The organism is Ralstonia sp. 110700041-2, assembly GCF_056280165.1.
Genome location: NZ_JBSFAI010000021.1, coordinates 59,149 through 78,438 on the forward strand (window position 1 = coordinate 59,149; position 19,290 = coordinate 78,438).

Annotated in this window: 15 protein-coding genes and 1 tRNA gene; 11 read left to right on the forward strand and 5 right to left on the reverse strand. The window is 63.7% G+C overall.

The window, feature by feature from the left end; translation table 11 throughout:
- Nucleotides 1-81 precede the first annotated feature (81 nt).
- Nucleotides 82-166: transfer RNA gene (locus ACUXH0_RS25005), tRNA-Leu, on the reverse strand.
- Between the two features lie 70 nt (nucleotides 167-236).
- Here ACUXH0_RS25005 and rnr point away from each other — a divergent pair.
- Genes rnr through ACUXH0_RS25020 form a run of 3 tightly spaced genes read left to right on the forward strand, consistent with a single transcriptional unit; the run spans nucleotide 237 to nucleotide 4,372 of the window.
- The gene (gene rnr / locus ACUXH0_RS25010) at nucleotides 237-2,831 is read left to right on the forward strand and encodes a ribonuclease R (RefSeq protein ID WP_012435325.1); all 2,595 of its coding nucleotides are present in this window, start codon (nucleotides 237-239) and stop codon (nucleotides 2,829-2,831) included.
- Between the two features lie 39 nt (nucleotides 2,832-2,870).
- Nucleotides 2,871-3,623 carry a 23S rRNA (guanosine(2251)-2'-O)-methyltransferase RlmB gene (gene rlmB, locus ACUXH0_RS25015; RefSeq protein WP_004626332.1) on the forward strand — a complete coding sequence of 251 codons (753 nt, stop codon included), beginning with the start codon at nucleotides 2,871-2,873 and terminating at the stop codon, nucleotides 3,621-3,623.
- Entirely contained in the window at nucleotides 3,623-4,372 is a 750-nt protein-coding gene (locus tag ACUXH0_RS25020; RefSeq protein ID WP_012435326.1) for an SIR2 family NAD-dependent protein deacylase, read from the forward strand. Before rlmB ends, ACUXH0_RS25020 begins: the two co-directional genes overlap by 1 nt.
- A 15-nt stretch (nucleotides 4,373-4,387) precedes the next feature.
- On the opposite strand, the gene tal is transcribed toward ACUXH0_RS25020, so the two are convergent.
- On the reverse strand, nucleotides 4,388-5,347 hold the full coding sequence (gene tal, locus ACUXH0_RS25025; protein WP_182594809.1) for a transaldolase: 960 nt from the start codon (nucleotides 5,345-5,347) through the stop codon (nucleotides 4,388-4,390).
- Between the two features lie 149 nt (nucleotides 5,348-5,496).
- Here tal and rpiA point away from each other — a divergent pair, with 149 nt between their 5' ends.
- The gene (gene rpiA / locus ACUXH0_RS25030; RefSeq protein ID WP_004626337.1) at nucleotides 5,497-6,183 is read left to right on the forward strand and encodes a ribose-5-phosphate isomerase RpiA; all 687 of its coding nucleotides are present in this window, start codon (nucleotides 5,497-5,499) and stop codon (nucleotides 6,181-6,183) included.
- A gap of 140 nt (nucleotides 6,184-6,323) precedes the next feature.
- Here the strand turns inward: rpiA and ACUXH0_RS25035 are convergent, their stop codons facing one another.
- Both ACUXH0_RS25035 and argA read right to left on the reverse strand, forming a co-directional pair.
- Nucleotides 6,324-6,599, reverse strand: coding sequence for an oxidative damage protection protein (locus ACUXH0_RS25035; RefSeq protein WP_004626344.1), 276 nt, complete (start codon nucleotides 6,597-6,599; stop codon nucleotides 6,324-6,326).
- Between the two features lie 107 nt (nucleotides 6,600-6,706).
- A complete protein-coding gene (gene argA, locus ACUXH0_RS25040; protein WP_004626346.1) occupies nucleotides 6,707-8,104 on the reverse strand; it encodes an amino-acid N-acetyltransferase in 1,398 nt (465 codons plus the stop codon).
- A 71-nt stretch (nucleotides 8,105-8,175) separates the two neighbouring features.
- Between argA and hrpA the strand changes: the two genes are divergently transcribed.
- The 6 genes from hrpA (at nucleotide 8,176) to ACUXH0_RS25070 (ending at nucleotide 16,886) form a co-directional block, all read left to right on the forward strand.
- Complete coding sequence (gene hrpA, locus ACUXH0_RS25045; protein ID WP_182594808.1) at nucleotides 8,176-12,177, forward strand: ATP-dependent RNA helicase HrpA; 4,002 nt, start codon at nucleotides 8,176-8,178, stop codon at nucleotides 12,175-12,177.
- 117 nt (nucleotides 12,178-12,294) lie between these two features.
- Entirely contained in the window at nucleotides 12,295-13,290 is a 996-nt protein-coding gene (locus tag ACUXH0_RS25050) for a YVTN family beta-propeller repeat protein (protein ID WP_182594807.1), read from the forward strand.
- Between the two features lie 11 nt (nucleotides 13,291-13,301).
- Nucleotides 13,302-14,135, forward strand: coding sequence for a polysaccharide deacetylase family protein (locus ACUXH0_RS25055; RefSeq protein ID WP_182594806.1), 834 nt, complete (start codon nucleotides 13,302-13,304; stop codon nucleotides 14,133-14,135).
- Nucleotide 14,136: 1 nt separating this feature from the next.
- The gene (locus tag ACUXH0_RS25060; protein WP_012435330.1) at nucleotides 14,137-15,111 is read left to right on the forward strand and encodes a sterol desaturase family protein; all 975 of its coding nucleotides are present in this window, start codon (nucleotides 14,137-14,139) and stop codon (nucleotides 15,109-15,111) included.
- 77 nt (nucleotides 15,112-15,188) lie between these two features.
- Nucleotides 15,189-16,046 carry an EI24 domain-containing protein gene (locus ACUXH0_RS25065; RefSeq protein WP_004626355.1) on the forward strand — a complete coding sequence of 286 codons (858 nt, stop codon included), beginning with the start codon at nucleotides 15,189-15,191 and terminating at the stop codon, nucleotides 16,044-16,046.
- A 21-nt stretch (nucleotides 16,047-16,067) separates the two neighbouring features.
- Nucleotides 16,068-16,886: a competence/damage-inducible protein A gene (locus ACUXH0_RS25070; protein ID WP_182594805.1), complete on the forward strand. Its 819-nt coding sequence runs from the start codon at nucleotides 16,068-16,070 to the stop codon at nucleotides 16,884-16,886.
- Nucleotides 16,887-16,902: 16 nt separating this feature from the next.
- Here the strand turns inward: ACUXH0_RS25070 and ACUXH0_RS25075 are convergent, their stop codons facing one another.
- Nucleotides 16,903-17,379, reverse strand: coding sequence for a rhodanese-like domain-containing protein (locus tag ACUXH0_RS25075; RefSeq protein ID WP_004626360.1), 477 nt, complete (start codon nucleotides 17,377-17,379; stop codon nucleotides 16,903-16,905).
- 474 nt (nucleotides 17,380-17,853) lie between these two features.
- Here ACUXH0_RS25075 and ACUXH0_RS25080 point away from each other — a divergent pair, with 474 nt between their 5' ends.
- On the forward strand, nucleotides 17,854-19,269 hold the full coding sequence (locus tag ACUXH0_RS25080; RefSeq protein WP_004626362.1) for a 3-hydroxylaminophenol mutase: 1,416 nt from the start codon (nucleotides 17,854-17,856) through the stop codon (nucleotides 19,267-19,269).
- The last annotated feature ends 21 nt before the right edge of the window (nucleotides 19,270-19,290 follow it).

Genomic DNA, 19,290 nt, shown 5'->3' on the forward strand with positions numbered 1-19,290 from the left:
GTCGCGTCAGCTACTGAACAACAACAATCCGGCCGCGGAAAAGAAAAACGGCGCAACTTGCGTTGCGCCGTTCCTAAACTCTGGTGCCCAGGAGAGGACTCGAACCTCCACGGAGTTACCCGCTAGTACCTGAAACTAGTGCGTCTACCAATTCCGCCACCTGGGCAGGTGTGCGTGTACCGAAGCTGTAATTATTACGGGATCCTGCGATCCTGTCAACACTCTAGAAGAAAAAATTGAATCAACCGACTTATCCGATCCCGAGCCGCGAGGAAATCCTCGGTGTGCTGCGCACGTCGGGGTCTCCGCTGTCTGCCACCGATATTGCCAAGGCGCTGTCGGTCACGCGCAAGGAGCATGACGGCTTTATCAAGCGTCTGACCGCCATGGAGCGGGACGGTCAGATCGAACTCAACCGCAAGGGGCACTACGAACTGGCGCACCAGCCCAATTTCATCGAAGGCCGGGTAATTGGCCATCGCGATGGCTTCGGCTTTTTCGTACGCGATGACGGCGAGCCCGATATCTTCCTGCCCGAACGAGAGATGCAGAAGGCCATGCACGGCGACCGCGCCCTGGTGCGCACCGTCGGCTACGATCGACGCGGGCGTTCGGAAGGGCAGATCGTCGAGATCCTGCAGCGGGCCAACAAGCGCGTCATCGGCCGGTTGCTTTCTGAAAGCGGCACGCTGGTCGTGGCGCCCGAAGACAAGCGGCTCGGCCGCGACATCCTGATCGCGCCCAAGGGCCAGGGCAAGGCCAAGGTCGGTCAGGTGGTGAGCGTTGAGATCCTGGAGTATCCGGATCGCTACGTGCAGCCGATTGGCCGCGTGGTCGAAGTGCTGGGTGAGATTGATGACCCTGGCATGGAGATCGAAATTGCCGTGCGCAAGTACGGCGTGCCGCACGAGTTTTCTGAGCCGACGCAACGCGAGGCGGAAGCGCTGTCCGACGTGGTGCGCGATGCCGATCTGGCTGGCCGCATAGACTTGCGCGATGTGTCGCTCGTCACCATCGACGGAGAAGATGCGCGCGACTTCGATGATGCTGTCTATGCAGAGCCGGTCAAGATCGGTCGCACCAAGGGCTGGCGCCTGATTGTGGCGATTGCCGACGTGTCGCATTACGTGCGGCCGGGGCATCCGCTGGATGCAGACGCCATTGATCGCGCGACTTCGGTCTATTTCCCGCGCCGCGTGATCCCGATGCTGCCGGAGAAGCTCTCCAACGGCTTGTGCTCTCTGAATCCGGAGGTGGACCGCCTGTGCATGGTCTGCGATGCGGTGATCACGGCCAAGGGCGAGATCAAGGCCTATCAGTTCTATCCGGCGGTGATGCACTCGAAGGCGCGCCTGACCTACAACGAGGTCTGGGCCATCCTGTCAAACGTAAAGGGTCCGGAAGCGGCCAAGCGGGCGCCGCTGGTGCCGCATCTGCAAGACCTGTACGAGCTGTATCAGACGCTGCTCAAGGCACGCCGCGAGCGTGGCGCGATCGACTTCGACACCACCGAGACGTACATCGTCTGCAACGCCCAGGGCAAGATCGAGCAGATCCTGCCGCGCACCCGAAACGATGCACACAGGCTGATCGAGGAGTGCATGCTGACGGCCAACGTCTGCGCGGCCGAGATGCTGGAGAAGTACAAGCACCCGGCGCTGTACCGTGTCCATGCAGGTCCGACTGAGGAAAAGCTGCAGGCTCTGCGCGCCTTCCTGAAAACCAGCGGCTTGACGCTGGGCGGTGGCGACAAGCCGCAGGCCGCCGATTACGCCGAACTCATGGAAAAGGTGGCCGCCCGTCCTGACGCACCGATGCTGCAGACCATGTTGCTGCGCTCGATGCAGCAGGCGGTCTACAGCCCGGACAACATCGGTCACTTCGGTCTGGCGTATCCCGCGTATGCGCACTTCACGAGCCCGATCCGCCGCTATCCGGACCTGCTGGTGCATCGCTCCATCAAGGCGATTCTGCATCGCACGCGTTATGTGCCGGCGCTGGCACCGGGCGTGCTGTTGAACAGCGCGCTATCGCCCAAGGCGCGTCGTCTGCAGGCCGAAGCTGAGAAAGGCGTGCCGGCTGCGGTTGTCAACAAGGCGAAGGTCGAAGCGATCTGGCATGAGCTGGGCGTGCATTGCTCGGCCAACGAGCGTCGCGCCGACGAAGCCTCGCGCGACGTCGAGGCGTGGCTCAAGTGCTACTTCATGCGCGACAAGCTCGGCAACGAGTTCTCGGGCACCGTCAGCGCCGTCACCTCGTTCGGCATCTTCGTGCAGCTCGACGAGTTGTACGTGGAAGGTCTGGTACACGTGACTGAGCTGGGCAGCGATTACTTCCAATACGACGAAGCGCGCAACGAGCTGCGCGGCGAGCGCACGGGCATCCGTTATCGCCTGACCGACCGCGTGCGCGTGCAGTTGCTGCGCGTCGATCTGGATGCCCGGAAGATGGATTTCCGCCTGATCCAGGAGCCGTCGACCAAGGCGCTGCGCCCGGCCAAGGTGACCGGCGCGCCCGAAGCCTCGGTGGCGCGTCAGCCTGCCGGGGCGACGCCGGCGCCGCCGGTTGGCCGCAAGAAGCCGCGCCAGTTGGCCGCATTGTTGGGCGGTACGGCCAAGCCGGAGGAGTCGTTCGACGAGACGCTCGATCGCGTCATCGAAGAGCAGCCGGTGTTCGAGCCGGGTAGCCGTGCACTGCCCCCGGGCCATGCCCACGCAAAGCCTGCGCGCAAGAAGCAGACGGCGCGTGGCACCAAGCCCAAGGGTGGCGCCAAGACCGCTGCGCCGCGCAAGGTGGCAGGCAAGGCCCCGCGCAAGACCAAGGGGCGTTAAAGCGGCCGGGGAGCGAGGGCGGGCGGGTACAATCGCGCCATGTCTAAATCCAAGCTCCTCATCGGCTTTCATGCCGTCACCGCCCGACTGCGCCACGGCGCCAAGTCGATCGACGAAATCTACTTCGAGGCCAACCGCCGCGACCGCCGCATGCAGGATTTCCTGAAAGCGGCGGAAGCAGCGGGCGTGCGCCTCATTCCCGCTGACGCCGACCGTCTGCGCGGCATTGCCGGTACCGACCGCCACCAGGGCGTGGTTGCCAAGGCAGAGTCGCTGTCGTTGGCGCTCAATCTTGATGAACTGCTCGACGGCATCGAAGGCACGCCGCTGCTGCTGGTGCTCGACGGTGTGACGGACCCGCACAACCTCGGCGCTTGCCTGCGCGTGGCCGATGCTGCCGGCGCGCATGCCGTGATCGCGCCGAAGGACCGCAGCGTTGGGATCAACACGACGGTCGCCAAGGTCGCCAGCGGCGCGGCTGAAACCGTCCCGTATATCACCGTGACCAACCTGGCGCGCACGCTGCGTGAATTGCAGGAGCGCGGCGTGTGGGTGATCGGCACGGCTGACGAGGCCGAACAGGATCTCTACCAGGCAGACTTCAAGGGCCCCACCGCCATCGTGATGGGCGCCGAAGGCGAAGGCATGCGCCGCCTCACGCGTGAAACGTGCGACGCGCTGGTCAGCATTCCGATGGCCGGCAGCGTTGAAAGCCTGAACGTGTCGGTAGCCAGCGGGGTTTGCCTGTTTGAGGCTGTGCGCCAACGCGCAGCGGCACCTGCCAGGAAGTAATGAGCATCGAACCCTCGGTCGCATCCGATGCGGCCGCATTGGCCCAGGCCCGCGCCTGGGTCGAGGCCGCCCAGCACGTCATGGTGCTCACGGGCGCGGGCGTCTCGGCCGAATCCGGTGTCCCTACGTTTCGTGATGCCCTGACTGGCTTGTGGTCGCGCTTCAACCCGGAAGACATGGCGACCGAGGCCGCGTACCGCAAGCACCCCCGCATGGTGTGGGACTGGTATCAGGAGCGCCGCGAGCGTGTGCTGCAGGTGCAGCCGAATCCGGCCCATCTTGCAATTGCCGCGCTAGCCAAGCGCAAGGCGGTGACGCTCGTCACGCAGAACGTCGACGGTTTGCATCAGCGCGCCGGCAGCGAAGGGGTGATCGAGCTGCACGGCAACCTGTTTGCCAACAAGTGGTTGGGTGGCTGCGGCAAATGCGATATCGCCACCGCCGAGCCGGGCAGGCCGCCGCGTTGTGCGACGTGTGGCGCGATGCTGCGCCCGGGCGTGGTGTGGTTTGGCGAGCAACTGCCGCTGGTCGCGAACTACCGTGCTGAAGAGGCGGCCAATACGTGCGACGTTTGTCTGGTAGTTGGCACATCCGGCATGGTATATCCGGCCGCTGGCTTGCCGGGGCTGGCGAAGGACCATGGCGCCAAGGTGATCGTCGTGAATCCGGAGCCAAGCGCCCTGGATGCAACGGCGGACCTCGTGATCCACCAGCCGGCGGGCGTGTGCCTGCCCGCCATGCTGGGATAAGACCCGGCTTTCTTCTTACGCCGCTGCGCGCAGCGGCTCAATCAACGCTTCCAACTTGATCGCGTCCGCTGCAAACAGGCGGATGCCTTCGGCCAGCTTTTCGGTGGCCATGGCGTCCGCGTTCATGTGCCAGCGGAACGATTTCTCGTCAGCCGGCAGGCGCACGATATTGGCCGCGTTGGCGTTGTCCGGAGACAGCTTGCGCTCGACCGGCGCGTCGGACTGCTGCAGTTGGGCGAGCAGATCCGGGCTGATGGTCAGGAGGTCGCAGCCAGCCAGTTCGACGATCTGCGAGATATTGCGGAAGCTCGCGCCCATCACTTCGGTCGGGTAGTCGAACTTCTTGTAGTAGTTGTAGATGCGCAGAACGGACTGCACGCCGGGGTCGTTCGGGCCGCCTTGGGCGATCGGGTCCCAGTTGGCGCCGGCATCCTTTTTGTACCAGTCGTAGATGCGGCCGACGAAGGGCGAGATGAGCTGCACGCCTGCTTCCGCGCACGCCACGGCCTGGGCCAGCGAGAACAGCAGCGTCATGTTGCAGCGGATGCCTTCGGCACGAAGCTGATCTGCTGCGCGGATGCCTTCCCACGTCGACGCAATCTTGATCAGCACGCGCTCGCGCGCCACGCCGCGCGCTTCGTACAGCGCAATCAGATGCTTCGCCTTGGCGACCGTCGCCTCGGTGTCAAACGACAGGCGAGCATCGACTTCGGTGGACACTCGGCCCGGGATGATCGACAGGATCTCGCAGCCGAATGCCACGAGCACGGCATCGATGATGTCTTCCACGCTGTCGCTGCGAGCGTCGCGCACGGCCTGTTCGAGCAGCGGGCGGTATTCGGCTTTCTGCACAGCCTTGAGGATCAGCGACGGATTGGTCGTTGCATCGTGCGGCGCGTAGGCGCGCATGGCCTGGAAATCGCCCGTGTCGGCGACGACGGTGGTGAACTGCTTGAGTTGATCGAGCAGAGTCATGAAGCGAGTCCGAAGTACGTTCCTGCGTTGCGCTGGAGGTGGAAGGATGAATCGATTGTACTCCGCAGGTCTCGCTCCGCCAGACGGCCGAGAGCTGTCGTGTTGATCCGGTACACTAGCGGGCTTTCCGATCCGACCGAGTGTTTGCGATGACGCAGGATGAACTGAAGGCGCTGGTGGCACAAGCCGCCGCAGACTACGTATTGGCCAACGTGCCCGAGGGCGCCGTGCTGGGTGTCGGCACCGGCTCGACGGCCAACCTGTTCATCGACGCGATGGCGCCGCACAAGGCACGCTTCGCCGGTGCGGTGTCCAGCTCCGAGGCTTCGACGCGCCGCCTACAGGGCCACGGCTTTACGGTGCTCGATCTGAACGAAGTCGACGCCATCCCCGTCTACGTGGACGGCGCTGACGAGATCGACGCCTCGGGCGCCATGATCAAGGGCGGCGGCGGTGCGCTCACGCGCGAAAAGATCGTTGCCTCGGTCGCCAGCGTGTTTGTCTGCATCGCCGATGGAAGCAAGCTTGTCGAGACGATGGGTGCCTTCCCGCTGCCGGTGGAAGTGGTGCCCATGGCACGTGCGGCCGTGGCGCGCCAACTGGCTGCGCTGGGCGGTCAGCCGCGCCTGCGCATGACCAAGGAAGGCCAGATCTACAAGACCGATAACGGCAACGTGATCATCGATGTGGTGGGCCTGCGCATTGCCGATCCGAAGGGCCTGGAATCGGTGGTCAACGAGATTCCGGGCGTGGTGACGGTCGGCCTGTTTGCCAAGCGCGGCGCCAATGTGCTGCTGCTGGGGACCGAAGCGGGCGTGCAGCGTCGCGATTTCTGATCGCTGTTTGCGCATTGTCGAAAAGCTGCTCATGCAAATGGGCAGTTTTTTTTGCGCCCGTTGCGGCACGTTCAATGGCGTTGCCCAAACAAAAAGCCGTTCAGTTTGCGCTGAACGGCTTTGTTGTTGATGGCGGCAGATCAGGCCGAGGGCGGCGGCACGTAGCCGGCGGCTTCATCTGCACCATCGCCAAAGAAGTACTTCTCGGTCTGCTTGAGCAGGTACTGGCGTGCGCGCGAATCGGCCATGTTCAGGCGGTTTTCGTTGATCAGCATGGTCTGGTGCTTGAGCCAGCCGGCCCATGCTTCCTTCGAGACGCTTTGCCAGAGTTTCTTGCCCAGTTCGCCGGGCAGGGGCGGGAAGTCGAGACCTTCGGCTTCCTTGTTGAGCTTGACGCAGTGGACCATGCGGGCCATGGGGGTTCCTCTTGTGTGGCGGAAGCGCCGCTCAAGCGCGACGCAGGTGCCGCTATTGTAAAGGTCGCGCGCCGCCGGGCTTGGATTCCACGACGCACGCCAAGGGTTTAGAGCTTCTTCATCAGCACCATCGAGCGCCGCTGCCAGTTGTACAGCTTGCGGCGGTCTTCCGGCAGATCGTCCACGCTGGCACGTACGAAGCCGCGCTTGAGGAACCAGTGTTCCGTCCGCGTGGTGAGCACAAACAGGCGCTTGAGGCCCAGCGCTCGGGCGCGCACTTCGGTGTGCTTGAGCAGGCGTTCGCCGTCGCCGGTGCCTTGGCTGTCGGGGGAGACGATCAGGCAAGCCATTTCGGCCATGCCGTCCTTCGGGTACGGATACAGCGCCACGCAGCCAAAGATGATGCCGTCGTGCTCGATGACCGAGAAGTTGGCGATGTCGCGCTCCAGCAGCCGGCGTTCGCGCGGCACCAGCGTGCCGTCAGCTTCGAGCGGTTCGATGAGCGAGACGATGCCGCCCACGTCATCCAGCGTGGCATCGCGCAGGTATTCCAGATCGGTGTGCGACACCATGGTGCCCACGCCGTCGTGCAGGAACAGCTCCAGCAGGATGCTGCCGTCCAGCGCGAACGGAATGACATGTGCACGGCGCACGCCACCACGCATCGCCTTGACGATGTGCTGCAGGTAGTACGCCGTGTCGTGCGACAGGCTGCCGTCGCGCAGGCGTTCGATGGCCGTTTCCATCGACAGATCCTGTTGCAGCTTGCCCACGCGGTCCATGATGCCGGGCAGCTCCGTGATGAAGATGAGCTTGTCGGCCTTGAGCGCCGTGGCGGTGTTGGCGGCCACGTCTTCCATCGAAAGGTTGAACGCCTGGCCCGTGGGCGAGAAGCCCAGCGGCGAGAGCAGCACGATCTTGCGGTTGGACAGTGAGTGCTGGATCGATTCCGCGTCGATCTTGCGCACCAGCCCCGTGTGCTGGAAGTCCACGCCGTTGACGATGCCCACCGGCCGCGCCGTTACGAAGTTGCCGGATACGACCGACATGCGCGCGCCTGCCATCGGCGTGTTGGGCAGGCCCTGGCTGAAGGCGGCTTCGATATCCAGGCGCAGTTCGCCGGAGGCTTCCTTGGCGGATTCCAGCGCAGCGCCGTCCGTCACGCGTACGCCATCCACGAACGTGGTTTTCACGTTGCGCAGGGCGAGCTGTTCTTCCACCTGCGGGCGCGAGCCATGCACCAGCACGATGCGCATGCCCATGGCGTGCAACAGGGCGACATCGTTGACGAGCGCGCCCAGCATGCCGGCCTGGACCAATTCGCCGCCAAAGCCGATCACGAAGGTTTTGTCGCGGAAGGAATGGATGTACGGCGCCACCTCGCGCAGCCAGTCCACGAACTGCTGCTGTTCGGGCGTGGGCGGGATCGGAGCGATATCGACGGGGGCGGGCGTGTGCGCCACCAGGGAAACGCCGGGGGCAGGGGCGGAGGAACGAGCGGTCACGGGCGGAGGAGGAAAAGCGGCACGGGGCGCGGGCCGGCGCGGGAAAGATGCGCGGATTATAATCCCGCCCGATGTCAGATTCCCACGCCCAGCCGCCCCGGCCACGCCCGCCGGCGCCCTCTCAGAAACCGCCGAAAGACACGCCGCCGCCCGAGCGCAAGCCCGGTGGCAATGCGCGTCCGCAGCGCCGCCAAAAGCCCACGCCAGAAGAACTCGCCGCGGCGCTCGAGGCGCGCCGCGCACGTGCGAACCGCGTCCCGCCGATCACGTTTCCCGAAGCGCTGCCTGTGTCGGCCAGGCGCGACGAGATCGCCCAGGCCATTGCCGCGAACCAGGTGGTGATCGTCTCGGGCGAGACCGGCTCGGGCAAGACCACGCAGTTGCCGAAGATCTGCTTGTCGATCGGGCGAGGCATCGGCGCGGGCGGTACCGGGCTGATCGGTCATACGCAGCCGCGCCGGATTGCCGCGACGTCTACCGCCAAGCGCATCGCGCAGGAAATCGGCACGCCGGTGGGCGAGCACGTGGGCTTCCAGGTGCGGTTCAATGACACGCTGTCGGCGGGCGCGTCGGTCAAGCTGATGACCGACGGCATCTTGCTGGCCGAGACGCAGAACGATCCGTTGCTGCGCGCCTACGACACGATCATCATTGACGAGGCGCACGAACGCAGCCTCAACATCGACTTCCTGATCGGCTATCTCAAGCAGCTTCTGCCGCGCCGCCCGGATCTGAAGCTGATCATCACCTCCGCAACCATCGACGCAAAGCGGTTTGCCGAGCACTTTGCCGGCCCAAAGGGGCCGGCGCCGGTCATCGAAGTCAGCGGGCGGTTGTATCCGGTCGAGGTGCGCTACCGCCCGATCCAGCGCGACGAGAAAGACAAGGAGCGCGATCTTTACGAAGCGCTCGTCGATGCGGTCGATGAACTCGCCCGCGAAGGCCCGGGCGACGTGCTCATCTTCCTGCCGGGCGAACGCGAGATTCGCGAGGCGGCCGAGGCGCTGCGCAAGCACCATCCGGCGCATACCGAGATCCTGCCGCTCTTTGCGCGCTTGTCCGTGCAGGAGCAGGAACGTGTGTTCCGGCCGTCCAACGCACGCCGCATCGTGCTGGCGACCAACGTGGCCGAGACCTCGCTCACGGTGCCGGGTATTCGCTACGTGGTCGATACGGGGCTGGCGCGCGTCAAGCGCTATTCCTATCGCAACAAGGTCGAGCAACTGCAGATCGAGCCGGTGTCGCAGGCTGCGGCCAACCAGCGTGCCGGTCGTTGCGGCCGGGTGGCCGATGGCGTCTGCATTCGCCTGTATGACGAGGCGGATTTCATTGCGCGGCCGCGTTTCACCGATCCGGAAATTTTGCGGTCGTCGCTGGCGGCAGTCATCCTGCGCATGAAGGCACTGCGGCTGACGGACGTCGAGCAGTTCCCCTTCATCGAGCCGCCGCTGGGCCGTGCGATTGCCGATGGCTATCAGCTCTTGCAAGAACTCGGTGCCGTCGACGATGAGAATGCGCTGACCCCGCTGGGCAAGCAGGTCGCTCGCTTGCCGCTGGACCCACGCGTGGCGCGGATGATTCTGGCCGGCCGCGACCACCAGTGCCTGCGCGAGATGCTGATCATCGCAAGCGCCTTGTCCGTGCAAGACCCACGGGAGCGCCCGCAAGAACTGCAGCAGCAGGCGGATCAAGCGCACCGCCAGTTTGCCGACGAGAAATCGGAGTTCCTCGGCTGGGTGAAGCTCTGGAAGTGGTTTGAAGAGGCCGTCGCGCACAAGAAGTCGAACAAGCAGCTGCAGGAGCAGTGCCGTTCGCACTTCCTGTCGCATGTCCGGCTGCGGGAATGGCGCGACGTGCATTCGCAGTTGCACACCACGGTGGCGGAGCAGGGCTGGAAGCTCAACGAATCCGATCCGACGTATGAACAGTTGCATCTGGCGCTGCTGACGGGCCTCCTTGGCAACATCGGTGTGCGCATCGAGGAGGCGGATGGGAAAGGCCGTGAATACCTCGGCGCGCGCGGCATCAAGTTCTTCCTGTGGCCGGGGTCGGTCATTGCGCGCAAGGCGGGCAAGTGGGTCGTAGGCGGCGAACTGATCGAGACCAGCCGCCTGTTCGGTCGCACGCTGGCACGCATCGAGCCGGAATGGGTCGAGAAGGTCGGGGCGCACCTGTTGAAGGTGTCGTGGAGCGATCCGCATTGGGAAAAGAAGGCCGGCCAGGTGATGGCCTTCGAGCGCGGCACGCTGTACGGCCTGCCGATCTATCAACAGCGCCGCGTGCACTTTGGGCCGATGCAGCCGAAGGAAGCGCGCGAGATGTTCATCCGCCGCGCGCTGGTCGATGGCGAGTTCGACACGCGCCTGCCGTTCTTCACGCACAACCAGCGCCTGGTGCGCGAGATCGAAAACCTCGAACACAAGTCACGCCGGCAAGACGTGCTGGTGGACGACGAGTTGATCTACGCGTTCTACGACAGCCAGATCCCGGCGGACATTTACAACACCGTGTCGTTCGAGCGCTGGTATGCCGAGGCCGCCAGCGCGGGCGGCAAAAGCGGCCAGAAGCTGCTGTACCTGAATCGCGATGACCTCATGCGGCATGAGGCGGCCGGCATCACGACCGACCTGTTCCCGAAGGTGCTGCCGATTGCCGGTATCGACATGGGCCTGACGTACCACTTCGAGCCCGGCAGCCCGCGCGATGGCGTGACCCTCACCGTGCCGCTGTATGCGCTTAACCAGGTCCCTGCGCAGCGCACCGAATGGCTGGTCCCGGGCATGCTCAAGGAGAAGGTGCATCTGCTGCTGAAGAGTCTGCCGCAGAAGCTGCGCCGCCATTGCGTGCCGTTGCCGGACTACGCCGCCGGCTTCGTGTCGCGCGTGCGGCTGGGGGATGGCGATCTGCTCGACCGCTTGATCGCCGACGTGCGCGAGCAGACCGGCATCGCGCTCAAGCGCGCCGACTTTAAGCTCGAGACGCTGCCCGCGCATCACTTCATGAACTTCAAGGTGATCGACGAGCACGGCCGGCAGCTCGACATGGGCCGCAATCTGGCCCAGTTGCGCGCGGAACTGGGCGGACGCGCGCAGCAGACCTTTCAGTCGATCGCCGCGCAGGATGCTGCCGTGGCTGGCACCCCGAGCGAGGGCACCAAGGCAGGCCAAGCCGGCAAGAGTGGCAAGGCGGAAGCCCCGGCCAACGCCGCGCTGTACTCGGGGCTGACCACCTGGAATTTCGGCGAGTTGCCGGAACTGCTGGAAGTCCGCAAAGGCAGCCAGACGCTGTTCGGCTATCCGGCACTCGTCGATGCCGGCGATCACTGCGACGTGGAAGTTTTCGACGACCCGGCGCAAGCCACGCGCATCCATCGCCTGGGCTTGCGCCGGTTGTTTGCGATCCAGCTGCGCGAGCCGTTGAAGTACCTGGAAAAGAACATCCCGGGCCTGTCGCAGATGGCGATCCAGTTCATGAACCTGGGCACGCAGGACGATCTGCGTGACCAGATCCTGGATGCCACGCTGGAGCGTGCCTGCCTGCAAGACCCGCTGCCCATCGATGACGCCAGTTTCGGTGCCCGCAAGGACGAAAGCCGCGCGCGCCTGACGTTGCTGGCGCAGGAAATTGCACGGCTGGTCGGCGCCATCCTGGCCGAATATGCGCAACTGCCGCGCAAGCTGCAGATCGCCAAGCCGTTTGCTGCAGCCACCGCCGACATCGACGCACAGCTCAAGACGCTGATGCACAAGCGTTTTATCGAGGCGACGCCGTATGCGCAGTTGACGCACTTTCCGCGTTATCTGAAGGGCATCGCGCTGCGCATCGATAAACTCAAGGCGGACCCGGCCCGCGATACGCAACGCATGCAGGAGATGGCGCCGCTCATCCAGCAATACCAACGCGCGGAAAAGGCGCTGCGCGTGCAAGGGCAGGGCGGCAACGACCCGCGCATGGAGGAATTCCGCTGGATGCTTGAGGAGCTGCGTATCGCTCTGTTTGCACAGGAATTACGCACGCCGGTGCCGATGTCGGTCAAGCGGCTGCAGAAGGTGTGGGAATCGATGCAGCGATAGCTGCACGATGCTTTCTTGCTGGCGGGGAAAGTTCCCGTTTTCTTTTTTTGATTTGTGTCAGCGGTGGCATAAATGCCAGCGTTAAAATGACTGGCTAAGTTGCTGAATCTTCTCGTTATGTCTGCCTTGCGCGCCTCGTTTGCCTCCCATTGGTTCTCCACGCTGGTCCTGTCGGTCGCTGCTCTGATGGCCGCGCATGCGGCGCGTGCTGAAGTCGTCACCGTGCTCAATTCGGGCGACGCAAGCGTCTCTTTGATCGACAAGGACACCCGCAAGGTGTTGGAGACGTTCCCGATCGGCAAGGAGCCGCACCACCTGATCGCCACGCCCGACGAAAAGTCGTTGATCATCGCCAACGCTGTGGGCAACGAGCTGGTGTTTCTCGATCCCGTGACCGGCAAGATTCAGCAGCGCGTGCCGCGCATCGACGATCCATACCAGATCGGCTTCTCGCCCGACCAGAAGTGGTTTCTGACCACCGGCAACCGGCTGGACCGCATTGATATTTACCGCTGGGACGGCCATGCGCTGACCATCGCCAAACAGATTCCAGCGGCGAAGACACCCAGCCACATCGCCTTTACCGCCGACAGCAAGATCGCGTTCGTCACCGTGCAGGATTCCAATGAAGTGATGGCCATCGACCTGCCCACGCAGACCGTGATGTGGCGCATGACCATTGGCTCCGCGCCGGCCGGCGTGTGGGTCACAACAGATCAGAAATACCTGCTGGTCGGCATGACCGGCGCCGATTACGTCGAAGTGATCGACTGGCACAACCGCACCAGCGTCAAGCGCATCCCGACTGGCAAGGGCGCGCACAACTTCCGCGCGCTGGGCGACAAGCGTCACCTGTTCCTCTCGAACCGCGTGTCAGGCACGATCAGCATCATCGATCAGCAAACGCTGACCAAGGTGGGCGACATCACAGGCCTGCCGCCCGGCCCCGACGACATGGAACTGACCGCCGACGGCAAGCAACTCTGGGTGACCTGCCGCTGGGCCAAGCGCGTGGCGATCGTCGACGTTGCAAGCCGCAAGGTCGTGGAAGAGATCAAGGTCGGGCGATCGCCGCACGGCATTTACTTCCGCACGCGCGCTCCACTGAATTGAGCGTCACGACCATGAAGCCCGGCCTGTCGATGTTGCGCACGGCCGCCGCTGCCACAGCGGCGCTGGGCCTGTGCGCGTTGGCCGCGGCTGCACCCGGTGGTGTGAACGCCGGTGCGTGCAAAGGCACCGTTTACCTCACTTTCGACACCGGCAGCATGAGCCAGGCGCAGTTGATTGCCGATACGCTGCGTCGCCATCGCATCCACGCCACGTTCTTCCTCGCCAACGAAAAGACCATCCACGGCGACAGCACGCTGGATGACGGCTGGGCCCCGTATTGGAGATCGCTAGCCGCCGACGGCCACGCCTTCGGTACGCACACCTTCGATCACGTCTACTACAAGGGCGAGGCAGGTGCGGGCAAGGTCCGCTTCCGCCCGCAGTTTGGCGAGGAGGGTGGCCGCAATGTCGTGTGGAGTGAGCCCGAATTCTGTGCGGAGCTCAAACGCAGCGCCGAGCGCTTCAAGGCCATGACCGGTCAGCCGATGGACCCGCTGTGGCGTGCGCCGGGTGGTCACTTTTCGGCGACGACAGAGGCTTGGGCGAAGCAATGCGGGTTCGCCCACGTGGCCTGGGCGCCCGCCGGTTTCCTGGGCGACGAGTTGCCGTCCGAGCATTATCCGAACGACGCGTTGCTGCAGAAGGCGCTGTCCAGCTTGCGCGATGGCGACATCACCATGGCGCACCTTGGCATCTGGTCGCGTAGGGATCCGTGGGCGCCGGCTGACCTTGAGCCGCTGATCACCGGCCTGGAACGCAAGGGTTTCTGCTTCGCCACGCTGCGCGATCATCCGCAGTACCAAGCCTGGTTGGGTGCCCACCCGGCACACACAGCGGCCCGCTGACATGTTTGACTGGATCGCCGACACCTTCACGCAAGCGCAGGATGTGCTCTTCCAGCACGTCGTGATGCCGATCACCTATACCATCGGCCTGGGTGGTTACGTTGAAGATGCCTACCCCGGCACCGAATGGCTGCTGATGGGGCTGCTGCAGATCGCGGTGCTGCTGCTGATCTTCCGCCCGCTGGAGCGCTGGCGCCCGGTAGAACCGGTGCAAGATCGCAAGGCCGTGCGTGCCGACATCTTCTACACGCTGTTCCACCGTCTGGGTTTCTTTCCGCTGTTGCTGTTCTTCACGCTGCACCCGCTGATCGACGCTCTCGACGGCAAGTTGCGCTTCTGGGGCTGGGCGCATCTGAACGTGGAAGATTGGTGGCCGGGCGTGACGTCGGTTGCCATCGTCAGCTTTCTGATCTATCTGGTGTTGTTCGACCTGCTCGACTACTGGTATCACCGTCTGTCGCACAAATTCCATTGGTGGTGGAACCTGCATTCGCTGCATCACAGTCAGCAGCAGATGACGCTGTGGTCTGATGACCGCAACCACATCCTCGACGATGTGCTGCGTGGTGCGGTGTTTGCCACTGCGGCGCTGGTTGTTGGGGTGGAACCCTCGCAGTACGTGCTGCTGGTGGCCATTTCGCAGTTGCTGCAAAGCTTGCAGCACGCCAACGTGCGGCTGCATTTCGGCTGGCTGGGCGATCGGCTGCTGATCTCGCCGCGCTTCCATCGGCTGCATCACGCCATTGGACTGGGGCATGAGGTGCCGGGCAAGCCTGGTGTGCTCGGCGGCTGCAATTTTGGCGTGCTGTTCCCATGGTGGGACATGCTGTTCGGCACCGCCATCTTCTCGCCCGAGTACCACGCTACCGGTATCCGCGATCAACTTCCCTCCCCGCAAGGGCGCTCGCGCGACTACGGGCGCGGCGTGCTGCGTCAGCAGTGGCTTGGCCTCAAGCGCCTGTTCGGCCGCGCGTAAAGCCCGGGCGGGACGGCGCGCGCGTGATTTCTGCACGCTATGCTAGGCTGTTCGCTCTCTGATTCCCCCATTTCTGCATGAACGACCTGATTCGCTCATTTGGCCGCGCGCTGCTTTCGCAACTGCATCCGCGCATGCTGTTCCTGACGGTACTGCCTTTCGCCGTGGCCGTGGTGGTCTGGGGCGGGGTACTGTATTTCGGCTGGGACGCCATGAACGGCATGGCCCGCAACGCCGTGGAAGGCTGGGCCTTCATGGGCTGGATCAAGAGCGGCCTGAACGCGATCGGTATGGCGGGGTTGTGGTCCGCGATCGCGCCGCTGTTGGTGATCACCTTGCTCGTGCCGGTGATTGTCGTGTCGATCCTCGTGCTGGTGAGCGTGGCGTCGGTGCCGGTGGTCATGCGCTATCTTGATCGCAGCTATCCGCAGCTTGAGCGTCGCAAGGGTGGCTCGGTGCTGGGCAGTCTTACGCATGCTCTGCTATGCACGCTGGTGGTCATTCTCGTGGCCATCGTCACGCTGCCATTGTGGCTGATTCCTCCGTTTTTCGCGCTGATTCCGCCGCTGCTGTGGGGTTGGCTCACGTACCGCTTGATGACGTACGATGCGCTGGCTGATCACGCGACTGCAGAAGAGCGCCGCGCGATCATGCAGCGCTACCGGGTGCCGCTGCTAGGCATCGGCGTCGCCGTTGGCATGCTGGGCTCGGCGCCGACGCTGCTGTGGGTGTCGTCGGTGGTGACGATTGTGCTGTTCCCGATCATCGCCATCGCCGTGATCTGGCTGTATGTGCTGATCTTTATTTTCTCGGCGCTGTGGTTTGGCCACTTCTGCTTGCGTGCGCTCACGCGTCTGCGTGCTGAAGCGCCGCCTGCGCGCATGGTCGAGGCCAGCGTGATAGAAGTCACTACCATTGAACTGCCTCGCGAATAATCAGAAACCATCGGAACTGACATGGCTTTCGGCATGATCATCATCGGCGACGAGATCCTCTCCGGCCGCCGCGAAGACAAACACCTGCGCAAGCTGATCGAAGTGCTCGGCGAGCGCGGCCTGACATTGGAGTGGGCCGAGTACGTCGGCGACCAGCCCGCGCGCATTACAAACGTACTCAAGCGTACGTTCGCCAGCGAGGACGTGGTGTTCTGCACTGGCGGCATTGGCGCCACGCCCGATGACCACACGCGCCAATGCGCGGCCGCCGCGCTGGGCGTACCGTTGGAGCTGCATCCGGGAGCGCGCGAGCAGATCACGCTGCGCATCGCCGAGTCGGCCAACGGTGACCCGGTCAAGGCGGATGTCTCAACGCCCGAAAACCAGCACCGCTTCAAGATGGGTGAGTTTCCCCAGGGCGCGCGCATCATCCCGAATAGCTATAACCGCATCCCCGGGTTCTCGGTGGCGCATCACCATTTCATGCCGGGTTTTCCGGTGATGGCATGGCCGATGATGGAGTGGGTGCTCGACACCTATTACGCTGATCAATTCCACCGCGCGCCGCGCGAGGAGCGCTCGTTCCTGGTGTTTGGCCTGCCGGAGTCGCGGCTTACACCGCTGATGGAGCGCATCGAAGCGGAGTTCGATGGCGTGAAGGTCTTCAGTCTGCCCAGCGTGGGGGATGCAGCGCGCGGTGAGCGCTATGCCCGCTCGCACATCGACCTGGGCGTCAAGGGCTCACCGGAAGCCGTGGCGCGCGCCTATGCGATGCTGCGAGAGGGCGCGGTGGCGCTGGGTGGTGAGATTTTCGAGGCGGACGCCAGCGCGGCGTCCTGACGCTCACCGGCGCGCCTCAGGCACCGTGCCAGGGCAGGCCTCGGAAACACCAGCCCTCCACGGTCTTGCGGTGGCCTTCGGTGTCTTTTGCACCCTCAAAACCTTCCAGCACATCCATTGCTGCCGCGTAACCGGCCTGTGCGGCGGCCGTTGCTGCATGCTTGGAGCGCGCTGCGCTGCGGCACAGGAACAGCACTGGCGCATCTTTCGGCACGGCAGCCTCGAGCGCGCTCAGGAAGTTGGCGTTGCGCGCGCCGCCCGGATACTGATTCCACTCCACATGGACAAACTGGCCCGGCGAAATGTCGGGCGTGCCAACCCAGTCGAGTTCAGCGCGCGTGCGCACGTCCACCAGGCGCGCCTGCGGGTCGGCGGCCAACAACGCGGCAGCCTCTTGCGGCGACAGCGCGCCGAAGTACGGCAGTTGGTCTGCCTCACGGCGGGCGGCGGCAGCCTCTAGCAGGGACTCGCGGGTAAGCGTGGTGGCAGTCATGGTGATCAAGGGGCGGGTGAAAGAGGAAGCAATCATTCTAGCGCCGCCGTCACATAGCGCGGGTAAAAATCCCCGTGATGGTGCGTGCTCGATCTACTTGCACAAAAGAGGTGCTGATAGCATTTTGATGCACCGTTTATGTGCGTTGGCTATGCTGCTTGAACAGCCTTAGCCCTATCAGCGGGAATTCGGCGGGAGGCGGTTCGGCCGGATTGCAGGGCGTGCGCACCGTGTCAGGCATGGGCTGGCGCAGTGCTGCACTGTTTGCGGGAGAGCTTGCCTGTTGTTGGGCCGGAATTGGCATAGTTTCTGCTAAGATTCCCGCGGTCTTTTTCAGGGGCGTCCGTCCGTGTCGGACGACCTTGCTGGAAAGAAGATGTTTCGGAGTGAGGGCGGGTTGCGGCCGATTGCGCAGCGATCCGTCACACAACCGGCTCACAATACTTTGCGTTATTGCGCTACCAGGAGAATGGCATGTCCCAAAGCATTGCAGACGTGATGAAGCTCGTGAAGGAAAACGACGTCAAGTTCGTCGATTTCCGCTTCACCGATACCAAGGGTAAGGAGCAGCACGTCTCGGTCCCCGTTTCGCATTTCGACGAAGACAAGTTCGAAAGCGGTCACGCATTCGACGGCTCGTCGATCGCCGGCTGGAAAGGCATCGAAGCGTCGGACATGCTGCTGGTGCCGGATGCAAATACCGCGCACATCGACCCGTTTTACGAAGAGCCGACCCTGGTCCTGACCTGCGACGTGGTCGAGCCGTCGGACGGCAAGGGCTACGACCGCGACCCGCGCTCGATCGCCAAGCGCGCTGAAGCCTACCTGAAGAGCACCGGCCTGGGCGACACCGCCTACTTTGGTCCGGAACCCGAATTCTTCATCTTCGACGGCGTGACCTGGAACATCGACATGCAGGGTTGCTTCGTGAAGATCAATTCCGAAGAAGCTCCGTGGTCGTCGGGCAAGGAGTTCGAACACGGCAACTCGGGCCACCGTCCGGGCAAGAAGGGCGGCTACTTCCCGGTTGCCCCGATCGACACGTTCCAAGACATGCGCTCGGAAATGTGCCTGATTCTGGAATCGCTGGGTATTCCCGTTGAAGTGCACCACCACGAAGTGGCAGGCCAAGGTCAGAACGAAATCGGCACGAAGTTCAGCACGCTGGTGCAACGCGCCGACTGGACCCAGCTGCAAAAGTACGTGATCCAGAACGTCGCGCACACCTATGGCAAGACGGCGACGTTCATGCCGAAGCCGGTCGTGGGCGACAACGGTTCGGGCATGCATGTTCACCAATCGGTGTGGAAAGATGGCCAGAACCTGTTCGCAGGCAATGGTTACGCTGGCCTGTCGGAATTCGCGCTGTATTACATCGGCGGCATCATCAAGCACGCCCGCGCGCTGAATGCCCTCACCAACCCGGGTACGAACTCGTACAAGCGTCTGGTGCCGGGCTTCGAGGCTCCGGTCAAGCTGGCTTACTCGGCACGTAACCGTTCGGCTTCGATCCGCATTCCGTACGTCGCCAACCCGAAGGGCCGTCGTATCGAGACCCGCTTCCCGGATCCGCTGATGAACCCGTACCTGGGCTTCTCGGCGCTGCTGATGGCCGGTCTGGATGGCGTGCAGAACAAGATCCACCCGGGCGAAGCTGCCGACAAGAACCTGTACGACCTGCCGCCGGAAGAAGACGCAAAGATCCCGACCGTGTGCTCGAGCCTGGATCAGGCCCTCGAGTACCTGGACAAGGACCGCGAATTCCTGACCCGCGGTGGTGTGTTCTCCAACGCCATGCTCGACGCCTACATCGAGCTGAAGATGGAAGAAGTCACGCGCTTCCGCATGACGACGCACCCGCTCGAGTTCGAGATGTACTACTCGCTGTAATCTGCGAGCGCCCCGAGCGAT

Bases quoted from the DNA above. Each gene is read 5' to 3' on its own strand.
- ACUXH0_RS25075 (WP_004626360.1), bottom strand. From the start codon at position 17,379: ATGACTGCCACCACGCTTACCCGCGAGTCCCTGCTAGAGGCTGCCGCC.
- hrpA (WP_182594808.1), top strand. From the start codon at position 8,176: ATGTCAGATTCCCACGCCCAGCCGCCCCGGCCACGCCCGCCGGCGCCC.
- rpiA (WP_004626337.1), top strand. From the start codon at position 5,497: ATGACGCAGGATGAACTGAAGGCGCTGGTGGCACAAGCCGCCGCAGAC.
- ACUXH0_RS25065 (WP_004626355.1), top strand. From the start codon at position 15,189: ATGAACGACCTGATTCGCTCATTTGGCCGCGCGCTGCTTTCGCAACTG.
- ACUXH0_RS25035 (WP_004626344.1), bottom strand. From the start codon at position 6,599: ATGGCCCGCATGGTCCACTGCGTCAAGCTCAACAAGGAAGCCGAAGGT.
- ACUXH0_RS25050 (WP_182594807.1), top strand. From the start codon at position 12,295: ATGTCTGCCTTGCGCGCCTCGTTTGCCTCCCATTGGTTCTCCACGCTG.
- ACUXH0_RS25055 (WP_182594806.1), top strand. From the start codon at position 13,302: ATGAAGCCCGGCCTGTCGATGTTGCGCACGGCCGCCGCTGCCACAGCG.
- ACUXH0_RS25070 (WP_182594805.1), top strand. From the start codon at position 16,068: ATGGCTTTCGGCATGATCATCATCGGCGACGAGATCCTCTCCGGCCGC.
- rlmB (WP_004626332.1), top strand. From the start codon at position 2,871: ATGTCTAAATCCAAGCTCCTCATCGGCTTTCATGCCGTCACCGCCCGA.
- ACUXH0_RS25080 (WP_004626362.1), top strand. From the start codon at position 17,854: ATGTCCCAAAGCATTGCAGACGTGATGAAGCTCGTGAAGGAAAACGAC.
- tal (WP_182594809.1), bottom strand. From the start codon at position 5,347: ATGACTCTGCTCGATCAACTCAAGCAGTTCACCACCGTCGTCGCCGAC.
- ACUXH0_RS25020 (WP_012435326.1), top strand. From the start codon at position 3,623: ATGAGCATCGAACCCTCGGTCGCATCCGATGCGGCCGCATTGGCCCAG.
- ACUXH0_RS25060 (WP_012435330.1), top strand. From the start codon at position 14,137: ATGTTTGACTGGATCGCCGACACCTTCACGCAAGCGCAGGATGTGCTC.